Raw genomic sequence first — 22,318 nt, 5'->3', positions numbered from 1 at the left:
TTAATTATTTATTTTCTGTAGCAATTGGTCCAATTGTAAACAGTAACTCATCTTCATGTTCTTCCTCTTCATCCGGAAAATCTTCCGTTACGTAGTAGTCACTGATATGACAATCCGTATCCAGCTTTTTAGCGAGACCTTTAAATAAAGATTGGGAAGGTTGATTGGATGGGGAAACGGTTGCTTCCACATAATTAATCTCTTTACAAGCTTCGCGCTTTAATAATTGGCGCAGCATTTTTGTTGCTAATCCGTTACCTCGAGCGGAAGCATCTACAGCAACTTGCCAGATAAATAGTTTATTCGTATTATTCGGATTTTTATACCCGGAAATAAAACCAAGTGTTTTCCCGTTTTTTTCTGCAACGATGGAGGTCTCTGAAAAAATATCACACCACATTAAGTAACTGTAGGAAGAATTGAGATCAAGCACCTTGGTATCTTTAATCAGTTCCCAAACAGCTGCCCCATCATCTTTTGCAGGTTCGCGAAAATAAAAATCGTTTTCTTTTTCAATAGTTAATGTCATGTCATTTGTTGTGTTTGTATTAATGCTCTCACCTCCTGAGTGGATTTTTTACTTACCATATTAGACTAACATAAGGAAAAATAACGTCAAAACGCATAAAACCGGAAATTCAGCGATTATTTATGGTGAGAGCGGATAAGAGTAAAATGCCTGCCACTGCCTATCAATAGCTTTGAATATAATAGAAATAAGCCTGTTTTTAAAGATTTAGAAAAATTGGCAGGGAAGCGGAGTGTGAAGCGAGGCCAAATGTTCAATTGGAAAAAATGTTACATTAGCAGAGTAGATTTTTTAAAATGATGGGTGAAGAAAGAAATGAATAACAGTTGGAATGGAGAATATCCTGCTAATTTTCTGTTATTCTTTCATCCTTCTTCATCATTTCAGATACTGTAATTGTTTCATATTCATGTTCAGCCAGATAATCGAGGATAAGTGGAAGTGCTTTTACTGTTTCTTCTCTATTCCCTCCTGCATCATGAAAAAGAATAACATCCCCAGGAGACACATTACGGATGACATTATCTGCAATCGTTTTATAATCCGTGTCGTTCCAATCTTTTGTATCTTGATCCCATGACCATAAAACAGGATGTAACTGATTTTCTTTAGCTTTTCGGACAATCGCATTATTATATTCCCCGCCAACAGGTCGAAATAGTTTTGGCCGGTTTCCTGTGATAGCGTAGATGATATCGGAGGTTTCTTTCATTTCTTGACTAAGCCGGCTGAGTTTTGTGGTGTGATCATAGGTGTGATTACCAATTTCGTGTCCTTCCATTACTTGACGATAAATAATATCCGGAAATTTTTCTGCGTGGGCGCCCAGTACAAAAAAAGTAGCTTTGGCTCCGTATTCACTTAAAATATTCAGAACGGCAGGAGTATATTTTGAGTGTGGGCCATCATCAAATGTTAATGCGATTACTTTTTCTTCCGTTTTCGCATCCCAGAAAATATCTCCGTCTTTTTCAAAATCAAATCTATTTTTTGCATGTATCTCTTCATGGATTATGAAGAAAAAACAAGAAGTCAGAAGCAGGAAAGTAATCGTATAAAGTATTTTTTTCTTCATTTGGCACCTCTAATTCTCAAAAGTCAATGAAACATGACGTATTATTTATCACGGAGAACCGTCCGTAAAACTCCCGTCTCAAAATAAAGCGTGAAAATAAACTTATTTAGGCGGGAGATTAGGTGAGCTAACTCCCTGAATCACTTAGGCTAACTCAGTGGGAGAAAAGCAGCAGACTACGTTCGCGACGTCCTGGGACTGGAGCTGGCACTGGGACTGCGATTACTCGTCCCATCGTAAAGAGCTGTGCGTCGAAAACTCCCACTGAGTGAAGTTTCGTTTTATAAATGAAATTGGCTATGTTCTATCTCTATTATTTGCTGGTGAAGGCTTTTTTATCATACATGAACACATGAAAATTTTGGAGAGGAGGAACATCTGCAAAAAAACAATTACGAAAAGGATCAAGTTTGGTTTAATGACACAAAATTTAATCATAAAAAAGATACCTGAATCAGGAATTTTTCATCCATTGATTCAGGTATCTTTAAAAATAATGGTTACCTATTTGCGATTACGGTTATTGCGTCGCTCGTTGTTGCGGTTATTGTTGTCTTTAAAAGTGTTTTCGTCAACAAATTCATTCTCATTTGCAAATTCCACGTTATCTATTTCTTGATTACGTTGGTTCTCGTTATTGCGATTTCTTCGTTCATTGCGGTTGAAATTACGATTATTGTTGTCCATTGAAAACCCTCCCAATATTCTGTATGAGGTAAACATTTATTTTGGAAATGTTGTGAAGCAGGTATTTCCAATACAAATGCCGTCCTCGAATAATATTTTACCCCTTTATTAAAAAATCACTCGCTATTTCGAAAGCCATATTTTGTTATTTGAAAAAGGGTCAGCAGGGTTCTCATTTTGCTGAAATGGCAGGTCAAACTTTTTAATACAAAAGATAAAAAGCATTTTAAATGGTCATAGTAAATTATCGTTATTCGGAATGAAAAGAAAAATTGGTTTTTTTGATATCAGCGACGTACCTATGACAGATGCTGAAATCAGTCATGATTAAACAGAGCTGATACTCAAAAAGTAAATCACGAAAACATTGCCAAAATTAAATGGTGGCAAATAAGAAGGTCCTTACCTTAATTCTGAATCCGAAAATGTAATGGCGAGGTACTTTCCCAAGCTTTACCTGCCCGTAATAACAATTTTTCAGAAAGAGGTTTTCCAATCAACTGCATACCAACCGGAAGGCTATTACTATCCAATCCCATTGGAACAGCCAGGCTTGGTGTACCGGTTAAATTAACAGGTACAGTAAATGGCAGACATCTACTTATAACTTCCATGTTTTGCTCTACCCAATGTTCGCTATAAATATGAGGAGTGATAGGTATTGTTGGACCAAGCAATATATCAACATGGTTAAAAGCTTTCTGAAACCCTTTAACCATTTTTCTCCGCGCTTGTTGCGCTTGAATGTATTGTGGTGTGTTTGTTAATGCGCCAGCCATAAAGAAACTTCGTATGTCTGCAGAATAATCGCTTGAATGCGTCTGCAGCCATTTATGATGTAAAGCAGATGCTTCTCCTGCCGCTATCGTATAACCGGAAAAGGTTGATAAACTTAATTCAGGAATCTCCACCTCGATTATTTCAGCACCTAAATAGTGGAGTGTTGCCATGGCACGTTTAAAAAGACTTTCGACATCCGGAGCAAGGTCTTGGAGAAAGTAAGCAGGGATACCAATTTTTATACCTTTGATTCCTTTATTTAAATCTTCCATATAATTTGGAACAGGTACATCCAAGCTTCCAGGATCGTTTACATCGAAGCCTGCCATATAATAAAGCATCAATGCCAAATCAGAAACAGATCTTGCCATAGGGCCGGCAGTATCTAAAGACATAGCTGTAGGAAAAATGCCATCCGTACTGACTAACCCATAAGTTGTCTTTAGTCCGTACACACCGCACATGGAAGCGGGCAAGCGTATGGATCCAAATGTGTCTGAGCCAGTTGCAAGTATTGCTAGACCTGCAGCTAAGGAAGCAGTTCCACCGCCACTTGATCCACCTGGCATATACAGCGTATTCCATGGGTTTCGTGTATTGCCAAAGAACGGATTTGTACCAGTTGATCCAGCTGCAAGTTCATGCAAATTTTGCTTTCCCAGCATAATAGCGCCCGCATTTAATAATTTATCTACAGTAGTTGCATTTTTTTTAGGAATAAAATCTAGAAAAAGTTTGGAACCAACTGTAGTCCGTATTCCTTTTGTGTAGTAATTGTCTTTGATCCCAATTGGAATTCCGTGAAGCGGGCCTTTATAATTCCCTCGCATAATGTTTTCTTCCGTTTCTCTTGCTTGTTTTATGGCTAGGTCATGGAGTGGTGTAATGTACGTTCTGAGCGTCGAATCAAATGTATCAATTCGATTTAATAGATGGTTCGTTAACTCTACAGGGGATAGTTGACGAGACTTTATTAGCGGGCCGAGCTCAGAGGCTGTTAAGAAGGATATATCCGTCATAGGAGTAGTTCCTTATCAACAATTGTGATAGGTACTTCCATATTTAAATATGGAAATGCAGGAAGTGCGTTTTGAGATAACTTCATTGTGCAACGTATGTGCTGGATATATGGAATATCTGTCTCACAGAACGGCAAACCCTGTAAATGTAACCCCTGTCTTATAATGTTTGCATCATCCATCTAAAAATCCCTCCTCTTGTGGGTTCCTATACTATATGAAATGACTAAAAAAATATGCTGAGATAGCTATATTTTTGCATGTTAGCGTGCAAACGGGAGGTGAGAAAATGTACATCTTCAAGATATTTTTTAACGTCTACCGAGCTTTTACTATATCTTTTCTTTCGGTAACCCAGGGCTATGAGACGTTTTAAAGTCGTTGATATTTGAAAAATCTCATCATGAAGTAAAAATGATGTTCTAATTTAAGAAAGGTAACGTAAATATAGAAATGGTATGTATATCTAAATGTTCGAAAGGGTGATTATGTGGATGAGAAATCATCAAGGAATCAAAATTCTGATAATAGAGATGTTAAGCAAGACCAACTAGATCAGTTTCGTGTACAGGATTCTGGAGAGCCAATGACAACACAGGAAGGGAAGAAAAGATCACAGGACCAGGACCAATTAAAAGCTGGTATACGTGGTCCTTCGTTGCGACAGGATTATGAGTTTTTTGAAAAAATGTCGCATTTTGTCCATGAAGAAATACCCGAAAGAGTAGTTCATGCAAGAGGTTACAGTGCTTATGGTGAGTTTGAGTGTTATCAGTCTATGAAGCATGTGACGAAAGCCGGGTTTTTGCAGGAAGCGGGGAAGAAGACGCCAATAACGGTCCGTTTTTCTACTGTGCAAGGGGCCAAAGGATCTTATGATACCGCAAGAGATTTACGATGCAAAGGCGTTAAGCTGTATACCGAAGAAGGAAATGTCGATTTGACAACGATCGCAATGCCTGTATTAATTAATCAAGACGCGATGAAGTTTCCAGATGCCATGCATGCGTACCAAGCTAAGCAAGCTGATGATATACCAACAGCAAGCGGAGCCCACGACCGTTTCTGGGATTACGTAGCTAATAATGATGAAGCCCTTCATATGGTGCTTTGGATTATGTCCGATCGAGGGATTTTAAGAAGTTATCGAATGATGGAATCATGGTCCATTAATACGTACTTATTTGTTAACGAACAAGATGTTGCAACCTTTGTAAGGTATGTTTGGAAGCCTGTCCTTGGAGTGCACTCTCTGCTTCAAGATGAAGCGCTGAAAATTGGCGGGCTTGACCCCGATTTCCATAGAAAAGATCTCCGGGAAGCTATCGATAAAGGAGCTTATCCTGAATATGAGTTAGGCGTCCAATTAATCCCAATGGAGGATGAATTTAAATTTGACTTTGATGTGCTTGACCCTGCAAAATTTTGGCCGGAGGAACTTGTGCCTGTTCAAATGATTGGTAAATTGACTTTAAATAGAAATATTGATAACTACTTTACAGAATCAGAACAAGTTGCATTTAATCCTGGCAATGTTGTTCCAGGTATTGATTTTTCTAATGATCCCGTATTGCAGGGCAGGTTGATGGCATATCGAGAAACCCAAAATCATCGGCTTGGCAGTGCCAATTATGCTGAATTACCAATTAACCGTTCCGTCTGTCCGTTTCACAATAATCAAAGGCGGGGCTTTATGAGACAACGTATTGACGTTGACAAGGTAAACTATCATGAAAATTCACTGGCAAACAACACGCCATATACAGTGCCTCCAGAAGAGGGTGGATACAAAGATTACCCTGGGAAAGTAGAAGGCTATAAAATTAGAGCCAGGAGTGACTCGTTTAAAGATTATTATTCGCAACCCAGAATTTTTTGGAACAGTTTGACCCCGATTGAGAAGCAACATACGATCGAAGGGCTAAGTTATCAGGTTGGAAAAGTAAAAAGCGAATCTGTTCGACAGCAAGTGGTTGATAAGCAACTTGTCCATGTTGATAAGGAGATGGCCTCTATTGTTGCCGATAACATTGGTGTAAATCGTCCAACTGGTTCCAATGTTTCTGTTTCTACCAGCTATCCTTCCCTAAGTCAGTCCAATACCCCTCGTTATGCATATACGCAAAAGGTAGGAGTACTGATTGGTGATGGTTTTGGGAATGAGGTCACCAATGCACTTAACGATTTAAAACAAAATGGCGTTTTTGTGGTCATCATCAGTGACAGGCTCGGTACCGTTACTGGTTCTGGGGGTAGTGAACTTAAAATTGATGAAACTTTTATTACGACAAGTCCCTATCTGGTTGACTCTCTCTATGTTGTTGGCGGCAGCTCCAAACATCAAACAAAATTCGATTCCCAAGTTACAGAATACGTGCATACAGCTTATCAACACTATAAACCAATTGGCGTTGCCTCTACAGGACAGCCTTATATTCAAGCATCCAAAAATAATAATTTAGCTGGTGTTGTTTTTGCTGCAAATAATTCAAACTTTGGAGAAGAATTTGTTTCTGCTATTGCAGAGCAGCGTTTTTGGAATAGAACCTAATATGAAAAAGAGCATTGTTAAAAGATGCTCTTTCTTTATTCAGACAGCATTTCCTAAACGGTAAAATAAGGGGAGCGTGGAGAGGTGATAAGTAAGTAGTAGGCCTAGGGATTGCTTGCACTTTAAAAAAGAATTCAAGGAATAAAGTATAAGTGCAACGGTTTTGATGGGGAGAGTAATCGCAATGGTTTTCGGTGAGGCGAGTAATCGAATCCCCAACCCCAGTCCCAACTAAGGTTTTCGCAAAAGGCTTGCACTCAAGAGTATAAGAGATATTAGAAAGCAAAATACGCTTTTAAGTCTCCTTTTAACGAATGTCAAGTTTTCTTAATAAGTCTGATGTTAGAACGGAATGATTAATGGGAAATGAGAAAGATGGTAGTATATGCATTTTATTGTTTTGAGGATGGGATTATTGCTGGCGCAGAAATAACCGAAAACGAAAAAGTGGGGGGTATTATGTAATTCATTAAATACATACCGTCCAAAGTTGTCCTATTGATGTATTGACTACTTTGGACGATTTATTTGTAATGAGCGATTGTTTCATGGCTTTTATCATTAAATGATACGAGTTAGTATTCTTGGATTAAAAAAATGCCATTGCCCAGAATATTGGATAAACTTCAGTTTATTTTATTTTCCGCTTCCCGTTGGCGTTCTACTGAACATGTAAAGCAATACAAGCGACCCTGTTCGTTTACACCATCTAAAAAGCCGTCTTTACAATAAATTTCTTTATTGCATTTTATACATGTACCTATAAATTCTTTCATTGGGATTCCTCATTTCTTTCTCTAACTTGTTTATTTATTTTCGAACATGAAATCCACTATTTTGTTTACATGGATATCCATTGTATCTATAAGAGGGATGTCAAAATCTTCTTCAGAAAAAATCATTGGTAACTCTGTACAACCGAGAATCAGACTATCAATCTTCTCCTGCTTAATCATATCATCGACAATTCGTTTAAATTTTTTTGTGTCAGGATTTACAATTCCATTTTCTAATTCATTTACAATTTTTTTGTGCAGATATTGCTGTGTAACTTCTTCTGGAACATAAATGCATTTTCCGTTTTCTTCAAATGGCGTTTTGAAAAAATCTTGTTCCATCGTAAACTTTGTGCCAAGGAGACCAATGTGATGTACTTCCTGTCTTTTAGCCTCTTTAACTGTTGCGTCCACGATACTTATCATCGGAAGGGTCACCTGTTTTTGTACTTCATCAAAAACAAGGTGCGGTGTACTTGCTGCAATAATGATATCATCCACTCCCAATTGTTCCAGCTTGCGTGCATCGCTGACATACGCAATCAAATCATTTAATCGCCATTCCGTAATGTATTGAAAAATATTATACATATTAATACTGTTAATAAACAATTCCGGCAGCACCTGAAGCGTCTCTTTCTTTTCTAGGCTAGTGTCTCAAAACCACTTCTCTAAAGTATATGGGTGTAGAGAAGAAATAATAAACTACATGAAAGTGAACATCTTATGTTTATTTTTCTTTATTTCTAACTTATGGAAAGAATATAACATAATAATAAACATGTCTCAATTTTAAACCTTATAATACTTATTTATATAATATGAATTAGTGATCTAATTTAAAGTATTGATTCAGTATAAAGACAACACTAAGCAAATAATATGTTGCAAATAGGATAATAAGACAAGAATATCCCTTATGTTTTTGGGCAAGATATAGTGAGAATATAAAGGAAAGGAGAGATTATATGACAACCCCTAAACCAGATGATCGTTCTGATAACGTGAAAAAGATAAAAAATACAATCGATCATACGTTACAAAATATGAATGAAGCAGAAGATTATGTGAAAGCTCATTCCAATGAATTAAATTCGGCAGACAAAGAAGATATTATGAGTAAGAACAAAAGAAGAAGAGAAACTATTGAAGGTTTGCGATCAGAAATAGAAGATGAAGCAAATCATAATGGATAATTTTTAATTATTAGAAACTGATAATATGAAATCATTGATGAATGAAGAGGCAGTCATAAAAACTGCCTCTTTGTTTACTATAGGCAGAAATTTTATCGCAGTGTAACTGGCTAGGACTGGGGCTGTGATTACTCGCCCCATCGTAAAGAGTTATGCGTCGAAAAACCCCCACTGAAGGAAGTTTCACTTTATCATGGTACTAATATCTCGTGGTTTTTACATGTAGTAATATGTATATATTCATAAAAAAACCGAATACTACTTTTTAAAGCGAATAATAAATATAGGGAGGCAAAGCGCTAATGCCCAATAAACCTAAAATGACTTCATCAGAACTCGGTGCTTTATGGATGACGTACCAGAAGAAAACATTGATTCTTCGATATTTAGAATATTTTATAGAAACAGCAGAGAATGAAAAAGCCCGAAATCTAATGTCAGAGTTATGGGAAGCACTTCATCCCAAAGTCAGAGAAATGAGAATGATAATTCAGGCGGAAGGTACAGCAGCACCTAACGGTTTTACGCATGAAGATGTGTATCTGGACGCGCCAAGGTTATATGAGAATGGTTTTGATATTATGTTTTGCCGGGTATTAAAAAAGCTTAGCCTGTCTATGTATGCTCTCCATATAACCGTTTCTTACCGGGAAGATATTATAAAGCTTTATATGGATATTATTCAAATTTCGCAGACTTATTATAATCATTTCACTCAATATTTACTGGAAGAAGGGTTACTTCCTCGTCCAAACTATATTTCTATGCCAAAGTCGATAGATTACATCACAGATAAAAATTACACGAAAGGAACAGATTTTTTTGGTAATAAACGAGCCTTAAATACGGTTGAGTTTTCATACCTTTATCAAAGTATTGAAGTTAATATTACCGGTATGCAATTGATGGCAGGTTTTGCTCAATGTGCGAAGAATAAAAAAGTGCAAAAATATTTTACAAAAGGGAAGGAACTTTCCAAAGAAATTTTAAATGAAACCGGAGAAATCCTTCTTCGGGATGATATTCAGTCACCAGCTACTTCCGGAGGTACCGTGACAAGTTCAACAACGGCACCTTTTTCAGATAAACTCATGATGATGACAACCTTCTTTTTTTGTAATGTATCTCTTGGATCCCAAAGCTTCGGTGCTAATTTCAGTATGCGTAATGATTTGAATGCGAGTCTTGGGATAAAGGTTAAAGATATCTACCAATACGCAAGGGAAGGGTTAACGATTATGCTTAATAATGGCTGGATGGAGGAACCGCCGAAAATGGATGTTTAAGCAACCAAATCATTTTATCACGGAGAACCGTCCATAAAACTCCCGCCTCCAAATAAAGCGTGAAAATAAACTTATTTAGGCGGGAGATCAGGTGAGCTAACTCCCTGAATCACTCAGGCTAATTCAGTGGGAGAATGAAGGAAACAAACTAAGTTCACGACGTCCTGGGACTGGGACTGCGATTACTCGTCCCATCGAAAACCATTGCGGTTACTCGTCCCATCGTAAAGAGTTGTGCGTCGAAAAACTCCCACTGAGTGAAGTTTCGTTTTATTTTTAACCCTCTTACTTGAGCTTTGTTCAGGAATAAGAAGTTCAGCAATTAAATAAGAAAATCTATCGTATAATTCACCATTTATTGAAAGAAAATGACCCGCGCTCCAGATGATTGGTGCACGGGTCATTATTTTTGCTGTTGCACTTTAAGAAAGAATTCAAGGAATAAAGTATAAGTGCAACGGTTTTGATGGGGCGAGTAATCGCAGTCTCAACTAAGGCATTCGCAAACGGCTGGCGAATGCTAAGTTTTCTTTAAGATTCTGATTGTTGAGTCATTATGGCACTTTGAATTTGGCTTACAGTTGTTTGCGCTGAGGCAATTTCAGCAGAAGCTTGCTTAATTGCTTCTTGAGCTAGTGCCTGATCTGATGTGCATTTTTTCGATAAAAATTTATCACGGAGAACCGCCCGTAAAACTCCCGCCTAAAAATAAAGAGTAAGAATGAATTTATTTAGGCGGAAGATAACGGGCGCTAACTCCCTGAATCACTCAACTAATCATTCAGTGGAGAAGGCGAAAACTCCCACTGAATGAAGTTTCGTTTTACTAGTCATCTTAAATCCAATTTTTATGACATAATTATTTTTTCTATTATTTGTGAAGCATCATTTTTTTCGAAGCACATATAAAAGGATTCTAACCGTTCATTAAAAGTTGATAAATCGTTCATTAAGATATCAGTTATTACATTCTCTATGTTATTTGGTGAATTCCAATTATCCAAATGAAATATTAAACCTTGACTTTTCAAATAATTTAAATTGAATTCCTCCTGTCCTGGTAATGCCTCAAACACAAAGATAGGAAGTCTTTTCCATAAGCATTCGGAAATGGTTACACCTCCAGGTTTAGTAATAATTGCATCTGCTTCATCGTATAATTGATTCATTTCTTCCTTTGAATTTAGGTAGGGAAGCGGTTTAATGGATGGATAATTTAGCTGCTCTATATGTTGAAATAACATTTCATTTTTTCCGCATAATACTTTATAAAGAATAGAACCTGAGGGATTTAATGTTTGCAGCAGTTGTTGAATGGAACCAGCACCCATGTTACCCCCGCTTATCAAAATATTCAATTTATCATTATTGCTAGATGTTTCCTTTTTACTTTTGAATATGGAATCAATAGGAATTCCTGTTACAAAAATTTGCTTCGGTTTTATTCCACGCATTATCAATTCCTGTTTGTGGTGCAAACTAGGTACGAAATGATAGTTGATACGTTCCTTTCCCCACAAATCATTTATAAAATAATCGGTGTACACATTAATAACTGGTCCATTCCATATATTCCCTTTTTTTAATTTATTTAGAAGGTAGGATGGGAGGGCATGTGTACAAATAATTATATCCGGTTTGGTTTGTTCAATTAAATTTCTTATTTTTTTTAAAAATAAGACTTCGTATAGATAATAGCTGTTGCTGCTTTTTCTTCTTTTAACTACAGTTTTATAAATTTTGCTGTATACGCTTGGAAACTTATCAATCCATTGTAAATAAAAGGAAGAAGTAAGTATTTCTACCTTACCATAACAATATGATAACATTTCCACTTTTTCAAAATGAAAGTCGTTTGATGATTGATTTAATTGATTTTTAATCGTGTCAGCAACATGATGATGTCCTGAAGGAATTTGTAAAAAAGGCATAAATAAAATCCTATACATCACGCTCTCGCCTCCTTCAGTATTTAGTTTGTGAAACAAAAGAATTTTGATTCATAATACTTAATTTTTCCAGTAATAGTTGAGCAACGTTTAATTAAGAATAAAACTGTCACTTAAATCATTTAGAGGGGTAATAGAATGAATATTAACTTTAGGAAAACTGGACTTTTTTTTTGGAATGTCATTGATCCGATTTATTTCCATTTTACACGTCTTGATTATGTTGAAAGTAAATTGGGCGATCGGACAATCATGCGTGTCCGTTTAACAAAATACAAAGGAAGTAAAGTAACGTTATCAGATGGTACAGAAATTAATAAAAACGATATGCTTCTAAAAATTCATTTGCATAATATTCAAATACTAAGGCAAATACAAAACAATGATAGTGAAGTTCGAAGAGCATTAACGATTTATAAGAATGTACAGGAATCACTTCCAGAAATCGTCCATTATATTCAAATAAGAGGTTATACGAATGAGATTAAAGGGTTAATTGGTATTACAATGTTGCATAAAGGATGTAAAAAATTGGGGTTTGAAATTTATCCTATTCATAACCGGTACTATAAACTGTTTAAACAAATTGCTCTATTACCAATTTATTTATTATCGTGCAATAAAATAAAGAGAAAAATAACTTCTCCTATGTATTTATTCATGTCAAAGGATAAGCTTCTTAACAAATATAAAAGGGTTTAGTAGAAGACGAATCCTGCATAGATAGACAGTAAGACCCCCTACTAAAAATAGTCAATGAAAATTGTGGTCAAAACCTTCTATAAGTCCATAAATCAGTTTAAATAATATACGTTAGCAAAAATAACTATTGAATGAAGCCCTCCTCTATATCCATAAATTACAACTAAAAATCCTACCTGAATTTTATTATAATATTGGATAGGAGGGGAAAAATGATATATTTTATCATCACTATATTTACAGCACTAATAGGGTGCTTTCTATATAAAGGTTATAAGAATACACATTCAGTAGCAATCAATTATATTAAACTAGGAAAAGATATTCCATCAATTAATTCTGCTTCATTACGTGTACTCCATATTTCTGATATGCATATTGAACATATATCAATCACACCGGAACAATTATTTGCGGATTTGAAAGATCAGTCTATTGATCTTATTGCCTTGACAGGAGATTTTCTCGATCGAAAACGAAGCATCCCAAAGCTTGTTCCGTATTTAGAGGCTCTAAATAAGCTGAATCCTGTTTATGGGTCCTATGTTGTTTTCGGTAACCATGATTATGTTTTGCGTGATGTAAATTTTAATCAGTTAAAAGAATTATTAAATGAATATGGTTTTAAAACGATGCAAAATGAGCATAAAAGTATAGAGGTTGACGGGAAAAGTTTAAATATCATTGGGATTGATGATTTTAGTACAAGTCGTAGTAATGTAGATAAATCTTATAAGGAAATACGAAAAGGCTACAATTTAGTTCTAACCCACGATCCAAATATCGTTCTCAAAATGTCAGACCATCATTTTGATTACCTTTTATCTGGTCATTTCCACGGAGGGCAAATACATTGGCCTAAACCATATCATCTTGTGAAAATGGGAGAATTGGTTCAAAAAAGTATAATCAAAGGTTTGCATTACCAAGATGGTAGACCATTTTATATAAGTGAAGGGCTGGGTCAAACAGGCATAAACATCCGAGTGGGGAGCCGTCCAGAAATCACTTATCATGATTTGCAGCTATATGCTGAGGCAGAAAAGGATAACGTAGAATTAAAAGAAACAACAATAGCCGGATAATTAATTATCCGGCTTTAATAATGCATTTTAAATGGATAGTGACAACTTGAAGAGATGTTATATTACTCTTTTTTATTCATTTATCACGGAGAATGAAGGAAGCAGACTAAGTTCGCGACTTCCTGGGACTGGGGATGGGACTGCGATTACTCGTCCCATCGTAAAGAGTTGTGCGTCGAAAAACTCCCACTGAATGAAGTTTCGTTTTATTGCATATTTTGATTATTATTTCCATTAGCGAATTATTCGATGATCACTTTTCACAGGCTAGACTTTTCTGGAGCAGTTTATCAACTTTCGAAAAGCAAGATTTTGTAAAAACATTCAGCTATCATCTTGGAAAAGTAAAAAGTGAATCAGTCAGACAGCAAAATGCCAATATGTGGATCAACGTAGATAAAGAAATGGCTACGACAATTGCTGGAAATAATGGGTGTTATTAGTCGGAAGCTTGGAACTATTGCAGCAGCAGATGGTACAAAGATTGAAGTTGAAGAGACATTTCTTACAACAAACCCAGTCTTGTATGATTCCATCTATGTTGTAGGTGGAACCACTGCGAATCAAGAAAAAATTCAACAGGATATCTTGAATTTCGTATATGAAACCTATAAATACTATAAACCGATTAGCGTTGCAATAACTGGGCAGTTATACATTCATGCATCAAAAGATAATAACTTAGATGGTGTTGTTTTTGCTGCAAATAATCCTAATTTTGAAAAGGATTTTGTCTCTGCAATTACCAAGCAACGCTTTTGGACCAGAATATAGTATTGACTTCGAGCTATTACAATTTTTAAGTATAAGCGAAGGGCATGATATCTATAGGGATTCATGCCTTTCATTTTAATTACAGATTTAATTTGGATTTAAACTGCTGCATCGTCTTAGAACTAATTTGGGAATTCTAATAGTGGGTGTTCAAAACGGCGCAATTTTTTAACACATTTCACTTCTGAATATTAGTTAATTCAAGAATCCATTCTTTAAAGTCTACAGCGCGTCTATGTTTAGGTGTTTTATTGGTCCCTGTGATAATCAATGGTGTAAGAGAATCATCTTCATGTAAAGAACCGTGTCCGCCTCCACCTGGATGGGTAGGGGAATGTTCTCCAATGAATTCATGCCCAGGCTTTGCATCGACAATAAGATATCGACCTTGATGAGAATGAAGAGCACCGTACAGCCTTGCTAGTGCATCAGGATACTCACCATATTCAATTCTGTTTTGATTGTTAACAGAAAGGTCCAATGCAGAAAAATCTCCAGTTAATTCCCAATTCTGCTGGTATTGATCTGTATACTTTCCATTCGGTTGAAATGTTAATTTACTATCCGATTCTTCAGTTAAAACATGATTCCCTTTATTGTCTTTCCAGGCGATAAAACCAATTCTAGGATCTTCGATAAAATGTGAGATCATTTCTTGATATGTTATTTTTTCATCAAGCAAATAAATATAAGCCATACGTGAATTCACACCAAGAATAACCTGATCTTCCGTATGGATAGGTTCTCCTAGTTCAGAAACCTGATACTTTTCTGAAAGGGTTTTTAAATTAATGAAAGATTCATCTTCATCTTCTCCAATGACTGCTTGACCACTATCACCATATACAATGAAGCTGGTATTTTTTATGGCTTCCTCCCAAGTAGGGTATTCATTTAAGATAGACTGGATCTGCTGATCAACTTGCTCAATCCCGTCAAGATGCATGGGGCCATTTTCGTGTACCTGCTTATCAAGAGATGGAAAATAAGCAAGAGTAAAGGTAGGAAGCATATCATTTTGAATAAGGTTTTTCAGTTCATTAGCAGTGAAGCTATCATTAAATCCCATTCTTGGCCAGATGTTATTGAACTTATTATTTTCAGAGCTAAATTGTGATAAACTTCCCATTGATAAAAATGTCGGTCCTTTTACATGGACTGTATTAGGTAATAGGTTAAATGTTGATATTATATTTGGGATGTGCAGATTATGCTGTTGATTTCCACGATAGACTAGTCCGTTTATCGAAGCAGATTGGTCTTGTCTTTCATATAGGTCTTCAAAAATGGTACTTGTATTTTTACTTAAGTGCTCCTGATTTAAGTTATAAGCATTATCATGCAGAATCTGCTCCGCTCCAAGTTTGAAAATTTCCGTTGCACTGCTTCCATAGTTCACTAAACGATTCTCCTCTGCATTATACCAGGCAAGGGCCGGGATTCGATGCTGATTAGCGTAGGTCCCTGTTAAAAGGGTGCTGTCAATAGTAACGGACATGGTAGGATATGAACTTACAATTTGAGGAAAATACTGACCATGTTCAGCTAAAAATGTCAAAGCAGGGGTTCGCCCTTCTTCCATGGCTTTTTGCAAAGGTTCATCCATAAGGCTATCGATAAGTAAAACTACAACAGGTTTAGAAGAAGAAGAGATCGTTAAATCCTTGATATCATTTGTTGGTGTGGAAAAGCTGTACCAGATAATGACAGCTAAGATTAGAGCTAAACCGATAAGTATTATAATTAATTTTTTTATCATACAACTGCCATCCTTTTATGAGGTTCTTTATTGATAATAGGAGCTTAGATCTCTAATAGTATGTTTAAGAATTGTATTTTTATTTATCACGGAGAACCGCCCGTAAAACTCCCGCCTCAAAATAAAGAGTAAGAATGAATTTATTTAGGCGGGAGATAACGGGCGCTAACTCCCTGAATCACTAAGGCTAATTCAGTGGGAGAATGAAGGAAGCAGACTAAGTTCGCGACGTCCTGGGGTTGGGACTGCGATTACTCGCCCCATCGAAGAGCTTTTGCGATTACTCACCCCATCGAAAACCGTTGTCGCAACGTCTGCACTAGCACATCCTGGGACTGGGACTGCGATTACTCGTCCCATCGTAAAGAGTTGTGCGTCGAAAAACCCCCACTGAAGGAAGTTTCGTTTTATCGATTTATACTAGAAATAAGCAATAACATTATTTTAATAATTCTGTTACTAGATTTTTGTTATTTCTGTTAAAGAAATCTTCAGTGCTGAAATTCGGGAACCCCATTTGGTGGATCGTCATATGAATTTATTTCAAATTTTCCAATATAAAGTTTGGAATAAGTATGAATAAATGTTTAATTCTTTTGAGTTGAACAACAGTTCACTGCAGTATTTCCGTAATGAAATAGTTTATTTTAAATAAGGTTCTAAAATAGATTGAACTTGATTCATATTTTTACTGCATGTTTGATAAACTGCTTTTGAGTTTTGATTATCCGTAGCCAAAGCAAATATTTCCAAATCTGCTTGACATTTCTTAATTGTAGCTAGTAATAGTGCAGACTGTGAAGATTCAGCAACAGATAGATGGTCATCGTATAAATCTAAATATAATTGGCCTTGATCATCTACTTGTCCCAGAAACACATTCTCCAAAGCTACATCTTGTTTTTCTAGCTCAGTTCTCAGCCAATCAGGATTTAAAGAGGCGTTGGCCAATGGTTCTAGCATCATATTTCCGTCCATAATGACCGTTTGAGGTTCTTTATCTGGAGCTATCGTTAATCCTAAATCTTTTGCAGTTAAAGGTCGGTTTTCTTTTTTAGGAAGTACATTTAATGTACCAGTTGGCTCCAATACAGCAAATTCAACATCAGAAGCTAAAAAAATGTTTTTATCTCTTAATTTTTCCAACAATTCATCTGTAGAGTATCCTTCTTTCTTTAAGTTTTCTTCCATGATTTTACCATCTTGAATAAATATAGTGGCCTTACCTTCTGTAAAATCTCTTGTTCGTTTACTTTTCAGCGATAACTTTTCAATTCCAAACGGTATGATGAACCAGATAAACATAGCAAGTATTGCGTAAAAAAAGTTTGTTTCAGGATCCATTGTATGAACTGCAGCAATTCCTCCAAGTACGATACCTGCAATGGTTTCAAAAATATTCAGTTGAGCTAATTGTTTTGTCCCTAACCATTTGATCAAAGAAAAAAGAAATAAAATCAGAATAAGGGAACGAAGGATGACAATAATCCATTCTGGCATAGTAATCCTCCTAGGGTTTAAATTGTGGCTCTTTTTTCATTAATTCAATCACTTGATGATGCATATCATTTTTAACTTGAGCAAGAAGCTTATTCGCTTCTTCAATTGCAGTTTGTAAAGATGGATTTCTAGTTGTTTCATATAAAGACTCTAATGTACCTTCAATACTTTTTATAGAAGCATAGCAGCTTTTTACTTGTGTTCCTACAGTCATTGATGTTCAACTCCTATCCTTTTGGTTTAAATATCAAAGCTCCAATGACACCAAAGATAATCGCAACGGATATTCCAGCACTTGTCACTTCGAAAATTCCAGTTACTACACCAATAAGTCCATGTTTTTCAGCCTCTTGCATAGGACCATGAACAAGTGAGTTACCAAAACTGGTTATGGGCACCGTGGCGCCTGCACCAGCAAAATCAATTAAAGGTTCATATAGGCCAATACCATCTAATATTGCACCAATAATAACTAAAATGGTTAAGGTATGAGCAGGAGAAAGTTTAAACATATCAAACTTAAGTTGGCCGATTACACAGATTAAACCACCGATAACGAAAGCTCAGAAAAAATCATTCATTTTCACCTCTTGGTTCAAATGCTATTGAATAGGAAATACATGGAGTTGGGTGTCTTTGATTCAACGTCATTTTTCACAAGTATGTAAAGAGGCGCAATTGCCTCTTTTTCGTTATTGTTTATATTGTGGTTCTTCTTTTTCCAATTCTTGCATTCTAGGCTCAACACTCTGCAATATTGCTTGTGTTTGTTGTGCAGCTTGCTGATAAAGTTGTTTAGCCTGTTTATTGTCTGTTTGTAAAGAGAATTGTTCAAAACTAGCTTGTGCACTCTTTAATCCTGCAATTGTTTGCTTTACTTCTGTTCCAACAGTCATTTCCTTCACCCTTTCTTTGCTGATGCGCACTATTATTCTGCAGTAACATAGGCTTTTTATTCTTTTGATTAATTTCCATTTAGTTCCAGTTTTCTGCAATAATGATTATAATTTTGTAATATAATCCTACATAAGTGAAAAGGTTAATGTTTTTCCACTTTTTAGTTATTTAATAATCAGTTGTTATAGAGAAATCATAGATTATGGTTTTTCTTTTTGTAAATTCTAGAATGATTTAAAAAAAACGTATATTTGACCGTTATTTTAGTCACCATATTATTGAAAGAAAATTAACTAGGAGGATTCTTATGGAAAATAACCAAATGCAAAACGAACAAATGAATACAAATGCTGTCCCGCCACAAATGAACCACGGAGGACATGAAATGTTTGATGTTCACGAGGTGTTATCAGGAGCGATTAATACGATGAACACCTTTACAATGCTTAACGAACATGTTAGGGACCCGGAACTTCGCGACATTTTAGAACGTCAAAAAGCGTTCATGCAAGATGAATATAATATTACGTTAGAATGTTTTAAAACGGGTCAAGATCCCGCAAAGCCTACGCAAAGTTATAAAATGAAACAAAATAATAATTTCACTTATGGGTTAAAAGCGTCTCAACCTAAAAAACCAATGCAAGCATCAACAGAAATAAATGATGAAACGATTGCTAATAGCATGTTAAGTGCCGTTAAGTCAACTGTACCAGCCAAAGCTGGAGCAGCATTAGAAGTTACGAATCCCGTTGTACGCAGAGTCCTTGCTGATTCTGTTCCAAACTGTATTGAAATGGCTTATGAAATTTCTTTGTACCAAAACAAACATGGATATTATCAAGTACCACAGTTGACACCGCAAGATATGATGCAGATGCAGGAAGGATATGCACCTGCCGCCGTTTCATCACAAAAACCCCCTTTACATTAAAGACTCGCCCCTCCTGTTTGAAGGGGACGTATTGTTTAGCCGATCAATTGTCAGCTAAAACAATAACATGTTATTACATTTAGAAAGGGAGTTCGACCATATGATAAATGAAGATAAAAAAGTAAATGCAAACAGCAAAAATGAACAATTAGAATATTTTCGGAGTGCAGATAGCGAGGATAAAGAGCTGACCACGAATCAAGGTGTTAAACTATCGGAGGATGAGGTATCTTTAACAGCCGGAGAAAGAGGTCCCACCTTAATGGAAGATTTCCATTTCCGTGAAAAAATGACCCACTTCGATCATGAGCGAATCCCGGAACGTGTTGTGCACGCACGCGGCTTTTCTGCTCATGGAGAATTCGAGTTATATGAATCCATGAAACCTTATACAAAAGCAAAATTCCTACAAAATCCGAATGTGAAAACACCAGTCTTTACCCGTTTTTCTACAGTTGTCGGTTCACGAGGTTCCAAGGATACACCTAGAGATGTTAGAGGGTTTGCAACGAAATTCTATACAGAAGAAGGGAACTTTGACTTAGTTGCCAATAATTTTCCTATCTTTTTTATTCAAGACGGTATGAAATTTCCTGATGTTGTCCATGCCATTAAACCTGAGCCGCATAATGAAATGCCACAAGCAAGCGGTGCTCATGATACATTTTGGGATTGGGTTTCACAAAATCAGGAGAGTGCACACATGGTTATGTGGCTTATGAGTGATCGGGCAATTCCTCGAAGCTTTCGAATGATGGAAGGCTTTGGTGTTCATGCGTTTCGATTTGTGAACGATGAAGGAAAAGCTCATTTTGTTAAGTTTCATGGGAAACGGGTATTAGGGACTTATTCTCTTGTTGGGGATGAAGCAAAAAAACTAGGCGGAAAAGATCCTGTTTTTAACCGCCGTGATCTGTGGGAATCAATTAATATGGGGAATTATGCGGAATACGAGCTAGGTGTCCAAATTTTAGAAGAAAAAGATGAGTTTAAATTTGATTTTGATATTCTTGATTCCACGAAACTTTGGCCGGAAGAGGACGTTCCTGTACGTATTATTGGAAAAATGACCTTAAATCGAAATGTGGATAATGTTTTTGCAGAGAACGAACAAGTTGCCTTTCATGTAGGGAATGTAGTACCTGGGATTGACTTTACAAATGACCCATTGCTGCAAACACGCTTATTTTCCTATACGGATACCCAGCTGCTCCGTCTTGGCGGTCCAAACTTTCATGAGATACCGATTAACCGTCCTGTTTGTCCGTTCCATAATAATCAACGGGATGGGTTTCATCGACAAACGATTAATAAGGGGCAGGTCTCTTATCGAAATAATGCTTTAGCAGGCAACTCACCCCATACAGTAGATGAAAAGAATGGCGGGTTTGCCCACTATCAGGAAAAGATTGAGGGAAGAAAAATTCAATCTCGAAGTAAAAGTTTCGAAGATCATTTCAGTCAAGCAAAGTTATTTTGGAATAGCATGAGTAATGCGGAAAAACAGCATATTATTGATGGTTTTAGTTTTGAAGTTGGGAAAGTACAGTATAAGCCAGTGCAACAAAAGATTGTTGATATGTTCGGTAAAGTAGATCACGGATTGGCTGCTGCGATTGCACAAAAACTTGATGTAAGCGTACCACCTGCAAATATTCAAAGCAAGGTAACAAAAGCGTCCCCTGCATTAAGTCAGGAGAACACACCAAAGTTGGCAGAAACGCGTAAAACAGCTGTCATTATTTCAGATGGATTTAATGGGGCGGAGGTAAAAAAAGTTATTGAGAATCTGCAAACAGCCAAAGTCCAGGTTGCGATATTAAGTGACAGACTCGGTTCGATCACAGCAGATGACAACAGTACACTTAAAGCGAAGCATACGTTTCTTACCGATTCGTCGGTTGCTTTTGATGCCGTGTATATTGCTGGAGGAACGAAAGCAGATAAAATGTTTGAGAAAAAGGCTAAAATGTTTATGCAGGAAGCATTTGATCATTTTAAACCGATTGCTGTCTCGAACGAAGGGGAACAATGGTTTAAAGAAAAGCAATTACCAAGCAAAACGGGTGTTGTTATAAATAAGCAGCAGCCAGATGATTTTTCCAAGCAATTCATTGATGCAATTGCAGCGCATCGCTTCTGGGACAGAAGTATATCATAAGGAAAAAAAGGGTTCTCTGCATGTTAGAGAGGCCTTTTTTCTTTAATAAATATAATATAATGTAAATGGAAAAAGAGGGGATGATCCAGGGGCCAAGATTCCTTAGCAATAATTAATCAATTAAAAGGAATTCCGCTGCTCGCGTTATTAACTTTTTTAGTGTGTATGAAATTGCAACTATAAAAGCAATGGATGGAATAATATTGAATATACCTGTTTTGCTAATTTGAACTATAAGGAATAAATATCCTCCAAGAATGATCTGACAGTAGCAAGTTCAAGTCTGGTACTTGTAGAATCTTTTTCTTTAGCTGCCGCAATAAGATTGTTAATACTTTCATGTAACCCCTCATATTCATCCTCATCACCTATCAATTGGATTTTCCATTTGTGATTGTTGAAAATATTTTTTAATTCTTCTGCTTGAGTCATGATTTCGTCCCATTTTGGCTCCTCTAAAGACTGTTCAAGCTGGTCAATATGATCAAAGAAATAATCTCCTCCAACTTGATTTTCGCATCCAGAAAGTATGATAAATAAAAGCGTAAAAATGATTATTTGCTTCTTCATTTCTAATTCTCCTTGTTTTATGAATGGGTATATATAGTTTGTCCGATAATACTAATATATTACGTATTTTAGAAAGGTGAGGAATAGG

Annotated in this window: 24 protein-coding genes; 9 read left to right on the top strand and 15 right to left on the bottom strand. The window is 36.3% G+C overall.

Features of this window, described 5'->3' with window-relative positions; all coding sequences use genetic code 11:
* Positions 1-4: 4 nt before the first annotated feature.
* The 5 genes from ectA to BN986_RS17220 form a co-directional block, all read right to left on the bottom strand.
* On the bottom strand, positions 5-529 hold the full coding sequence (gene ectA, locus BN986_RS17240; RefSeq protein WP_040982483.1) for a diaminobutyrate acetyltransferase: 525 nt from the start codon (positions 527-529) through the stop codon (positions 5-7).
* 346 nt (positions 530-875) lie between these two features.
* Complete coding sequence (locus tag BN986_RS17235) at positions 876-1,604, bottom strand: polysaccharide deacetylase family protein (protein WP_040982481.1); 729 nt, start codon at positions 1,602-1,604, stop codon at positions 876-878.
* A gap of 504 nt (positions 1,605-2,108) precedes the next feature.
* Entirely contained in the window at positions 2,109-2,291 is a 183-nt protein-coding gene (locus BN986_RS17230; protein ID WP_040982479.1) for a hypothetical protein, read from the bottom strand.
* 407 nt (positions 2,292-2,698) lie between these two features.
* On the bottom strand, positions 2,699-4,090 hold the full coding sequence (locus BN986_RS17225) for an amidase (RefSeq protein WP_040982477.1): 1,392 nt from the start codon (positions 4,088-4,090) through the stop codon (positions 2,699-2,701).
* Positions 4,087-4,272 carry a hypothetical protein gene (locus BN986_RS17220; RefSeq protein WP_040982475.1) on the bottom strand — a complete coding sequence of 62 codons (186 nt, stop codon included), beginning with the start codon at positions 4,270-4,272 and terminating at the stop codon, positions 4,087-4,089. Before BN986_RS17220 ends, BN986_RS17225 begins: the two co-directional genes overlap by 4 nt.
* Positions 4,273-4,580: 308 nt before the next feature.
* Between BN986_RS17220 and BN986_RS17215 the strand changes: the two genes are divergently transcribed.
* Positions 4,581-6,641, top strand: coding sequence for a catalase (locus BN986_RS17215; RefSeq protein ID WP_040982473.1), 2,061 nt, complete (start codon positions 4,581-4,583; stop codon positions 6,639-6,641).
* A gap of 626 nt (positions 6,642-7,267) precedes the next feature.
* Here the strand turns inward: BN986_RS17215 and BN986_RS27425 are convergent.
* Positions 7,268-7,417, bottom strand: a complete 150-nt coding sequence (locus BN986_RS27425) for a hypothetical protein (RefSeq protein WP_187378578.1) — start codon at positions 7,415-7,417, stop codon at positions 7,268-7,270.
* Between the two features lie 30 nt (positions 7,418-7,447).
* Positions 7,448-8,029, bottom strand: coding sequence for an aspartate/glutamate racemase family protein (locus BN986_RS17210; protein ID WP_211198902.1), 582 nt, complete (start codon positions 8,027-8,029; stop codon positions 7,448-7,450).
* Between the two features lie 356 nt (positions 8,030-8,385).
* On the opposite strand from BN986_RS17210, the gene tlp reads away from it, so the two are divergent.
* Together tlp and BN986_RS17200 are read left to right on the top strand one after the other, a co-directional pair.
* Positions 8,386-8,613, top strand: a complete 228-nt coding sequence (gene tlp / locus BN986_RS17205; RefSeq protein ID WP_040982470.1) for a small acid-soluble spore protein Tlp — start codon at positions 8,386-8,388, stop codon at positions 8,611-8,613.
* A 302-nt stretch (positions 8,614-8,915) separates the two neighbouring features.
* Complete coding sequence (locus BN986_RS17200; RefSeq protein WP_040982468.1) at positions 8,916-9,899, top strand: DUF3231 family protein; 984 nt, start codon at positions 8,916-8,918, stop codon at positions 9,897-9,899.
* Positions 9,900-10,747: 848 nt separating this feature from the next.
* Here BN986_RS17200 and BN986_RS17195 read toward each other — a convergent pair.
* A complete protein-coding gene (locus BN986_RS17195) occupies positions 10,748-11,848 on the bottom strand; it encodes an MGDG synthase family glycosyltransferase (protein ID WP_040982466.1) in 1,101 nt (366 codons plus the stop codon).
* Between the two features lie 138 nt (positions 11,849-11,986).
* Here BN986_RS17195 and BN986_RS17190 point away from each other — a divergent pair, with 138 nt between their 5' ends.
* The 4 genes from BN986_RS17190 to BN986_RS27710 all read left to right on the top strand — a co-directional run bounded on the left by BN986_RS17190 (position 11,987) and on the right by BN986_RS27710 (position 14,409).
* On the top strand, positions 11,987-12,550 hold the full coding sequence (locus tag BN986_RS17190) for a YkoP family protein (RefSeq protein WP_052400857.1): 564 nt from the start codon (positions 11,987-11,989) through the stop codon (positions 12,548-12,550).
* 212 nt (positions 12,551-12,762) lie between these two features.
* Complete coding sequence (locus tag BN986_RS17185) at positions 12,763-13,635, top strand: metallophosphoesterase (RefSeq protein WP_040982464.1); 873 nt, start codon at positions 12,763-12,765, stop codon at positions 13,633-13,635.
* Positions 13,636-13,844: 209 nt separating this feature from the next.
* The gene (locus tag BN986_RS27715) at positions 13,845-14,078 is read left to right on the top strand and encodes a catalase-related domain-containing protein (RefSeq protein WP_040982462.1); all 234 of its coding nucleotides are present in this window, start codon (positions 13,845-13,847) and stop codon (positions 14,076-14,078) included.
* Complete coding sequence (locus BN986_RS27710) at positions 14,065-14,409, top strand: type 1 glutamine amidotransferase family protein (protein WP_040982460.1); 345 nt, start codon at positions 14,065-14,067, stop codon at positions 14,407-14,409. The genes BN986_RS27715 and BN986_RS27710 overlap by 14 nt, the downstream gene beginning before the upstream one ends.
* Positions 14,410-14,587: 178 nt before the next feature.
* Here BN986_RS27710 and BN986_RS17170 read toward each other — a convergent pair whose 3' ends face one another.
* From BN986_RS17170 to BN986_RS17150, 6 genes are all read right to left on the bottom strand, one after another.
* Positions 14,588-16,168 (bottom strand): alkaline phosphatase family protein, encoded by a 1,581-nt coding sequence (locus tag BN986_RS17170; protein ID WP_040982458.1) that lies wholly within the window; start codon positions 16,166-16,168, stop codon positions 14,588-14,590.
* Positions 16,169-16,360: 192 nt separating this feature from the next.
* Complete coding sequence (locus tag BN986_RS27420; RefSeq protein WP_187378577.1) at positions 16,361-16,528, bottom strand: hypothetical protein; 168 nt, start codon at positions 16,526-16,528, stop codon at positions 16,361-16,363.
* Between the two features lie 282 nt (positions 16,529-16,810).
* The gene (locus BN986_RS17165) at positions 16,811-17,668 is read right to left on the bottom strand and encodes a DUF421 domain-containing protein (RefSeq protein ID WP_040982457.1); all 858 of its coding nucleotides are present in this window, start codon (positions 17,666-17,668) and stop codon (positions 16,811-16,813) included.
* A 10-nt stretch (positions 17,669-17,678) separates the two neighbouring features.
* Entirely contained in the window at positions 17,679-17,882 is a 204-nt protein-coding gene (locus tag BN986_RS17160; RefSeq protein WP_040982455.1) for a DUF1657 domain-containing protein, read from the bottom strand.
* Positions 17,883-17,895: 13 nt separating this feature from the next.
* The gene (spoVAE, locus tag BN986_RS17155; protein WP_244445042.1) at positions 17,896-18,222 is read right to left on the bottom strand and encodes a stage V sporulation protein AE; all 327 of its coding nucleotides are present in this window, start codon (positions 18,220-18,222) and stop codon (positions 17,896-17,898) included.
* Between the two features lie 138 nt (positions 18,223-18,360).
* A complete protein-coding gene (locus tag BN986_RS17150) occupies positions 18,361-18,564 on the bottom strand; it encodes a DUF1657 domain-containing protein (protein WP_040982453.1) in 204 nt (67 codons plus the stop codon).
* Between the two features lie 308 nt (positions 18,565-18,872).
* Between BN986_RS17150 and BN986_RS17145 the strand changes: the two genes are divergently transcribed.
* Together BN986_RS17145 and BN986_RS17140 are read left to right on the top strand one after the other, a co-directional pair.
* Positions 18,873-19,499: a spore coat protein gene (locus tag BN986_RS17145; protein WP_040982451.1), complete on the top strand. Its 627-nt coding sequence runs from the start codon at positions 18,873-18,875 to the stop codon at positions 19,497-19,499.
* A 100-nt stretch (positions 19,500-19,599) separates the two neighbouring features.
* Complete coding sequence (locus BN986_RS17140) at positions 19,600-21,660, top strand: catalase (RefSeq protein WP_040982449.1); 2,061 nt, start codon at positions 19,600-19,602, stop codon at positions 21,658-21,660.
* A 231-nt stretch (positions 21,661-21,891) separates the two neighbouring features.
* Here the strand turns inward: BN986_RS17140 and BN986_RS17135 are convergent, their stop codons facing one another.
* On the bottom strand, positions 21,892-22,230 hold the full coding sequence (locus tag BN986_RS17135) for a DUF4363 family protein (RefSeq protein WP_040982447.1): 339 nt from the start codon (positions 22,228-22,230) through the stop codon (positions 21,892-21,894).
* Between the last annotated feature and the right edge of the window lie 88 nt (positions 22,231-22,318).

Origin of the sequence: Oceanobacillus jeddahensis, from assembly GCF_000750635.1 — a bacterium.
GTDB classification, from domain to species: Bacteria; Bacillota; Bacilli; order Bacillales; family Amphibacillaceae; genus Oceanobacillus; species Oceanobacillus jeddahense.
Note: the sequence above shows the minus strand (reverse complement) of the source record. Positions and strands in the feature narration are given on the sequence as shown.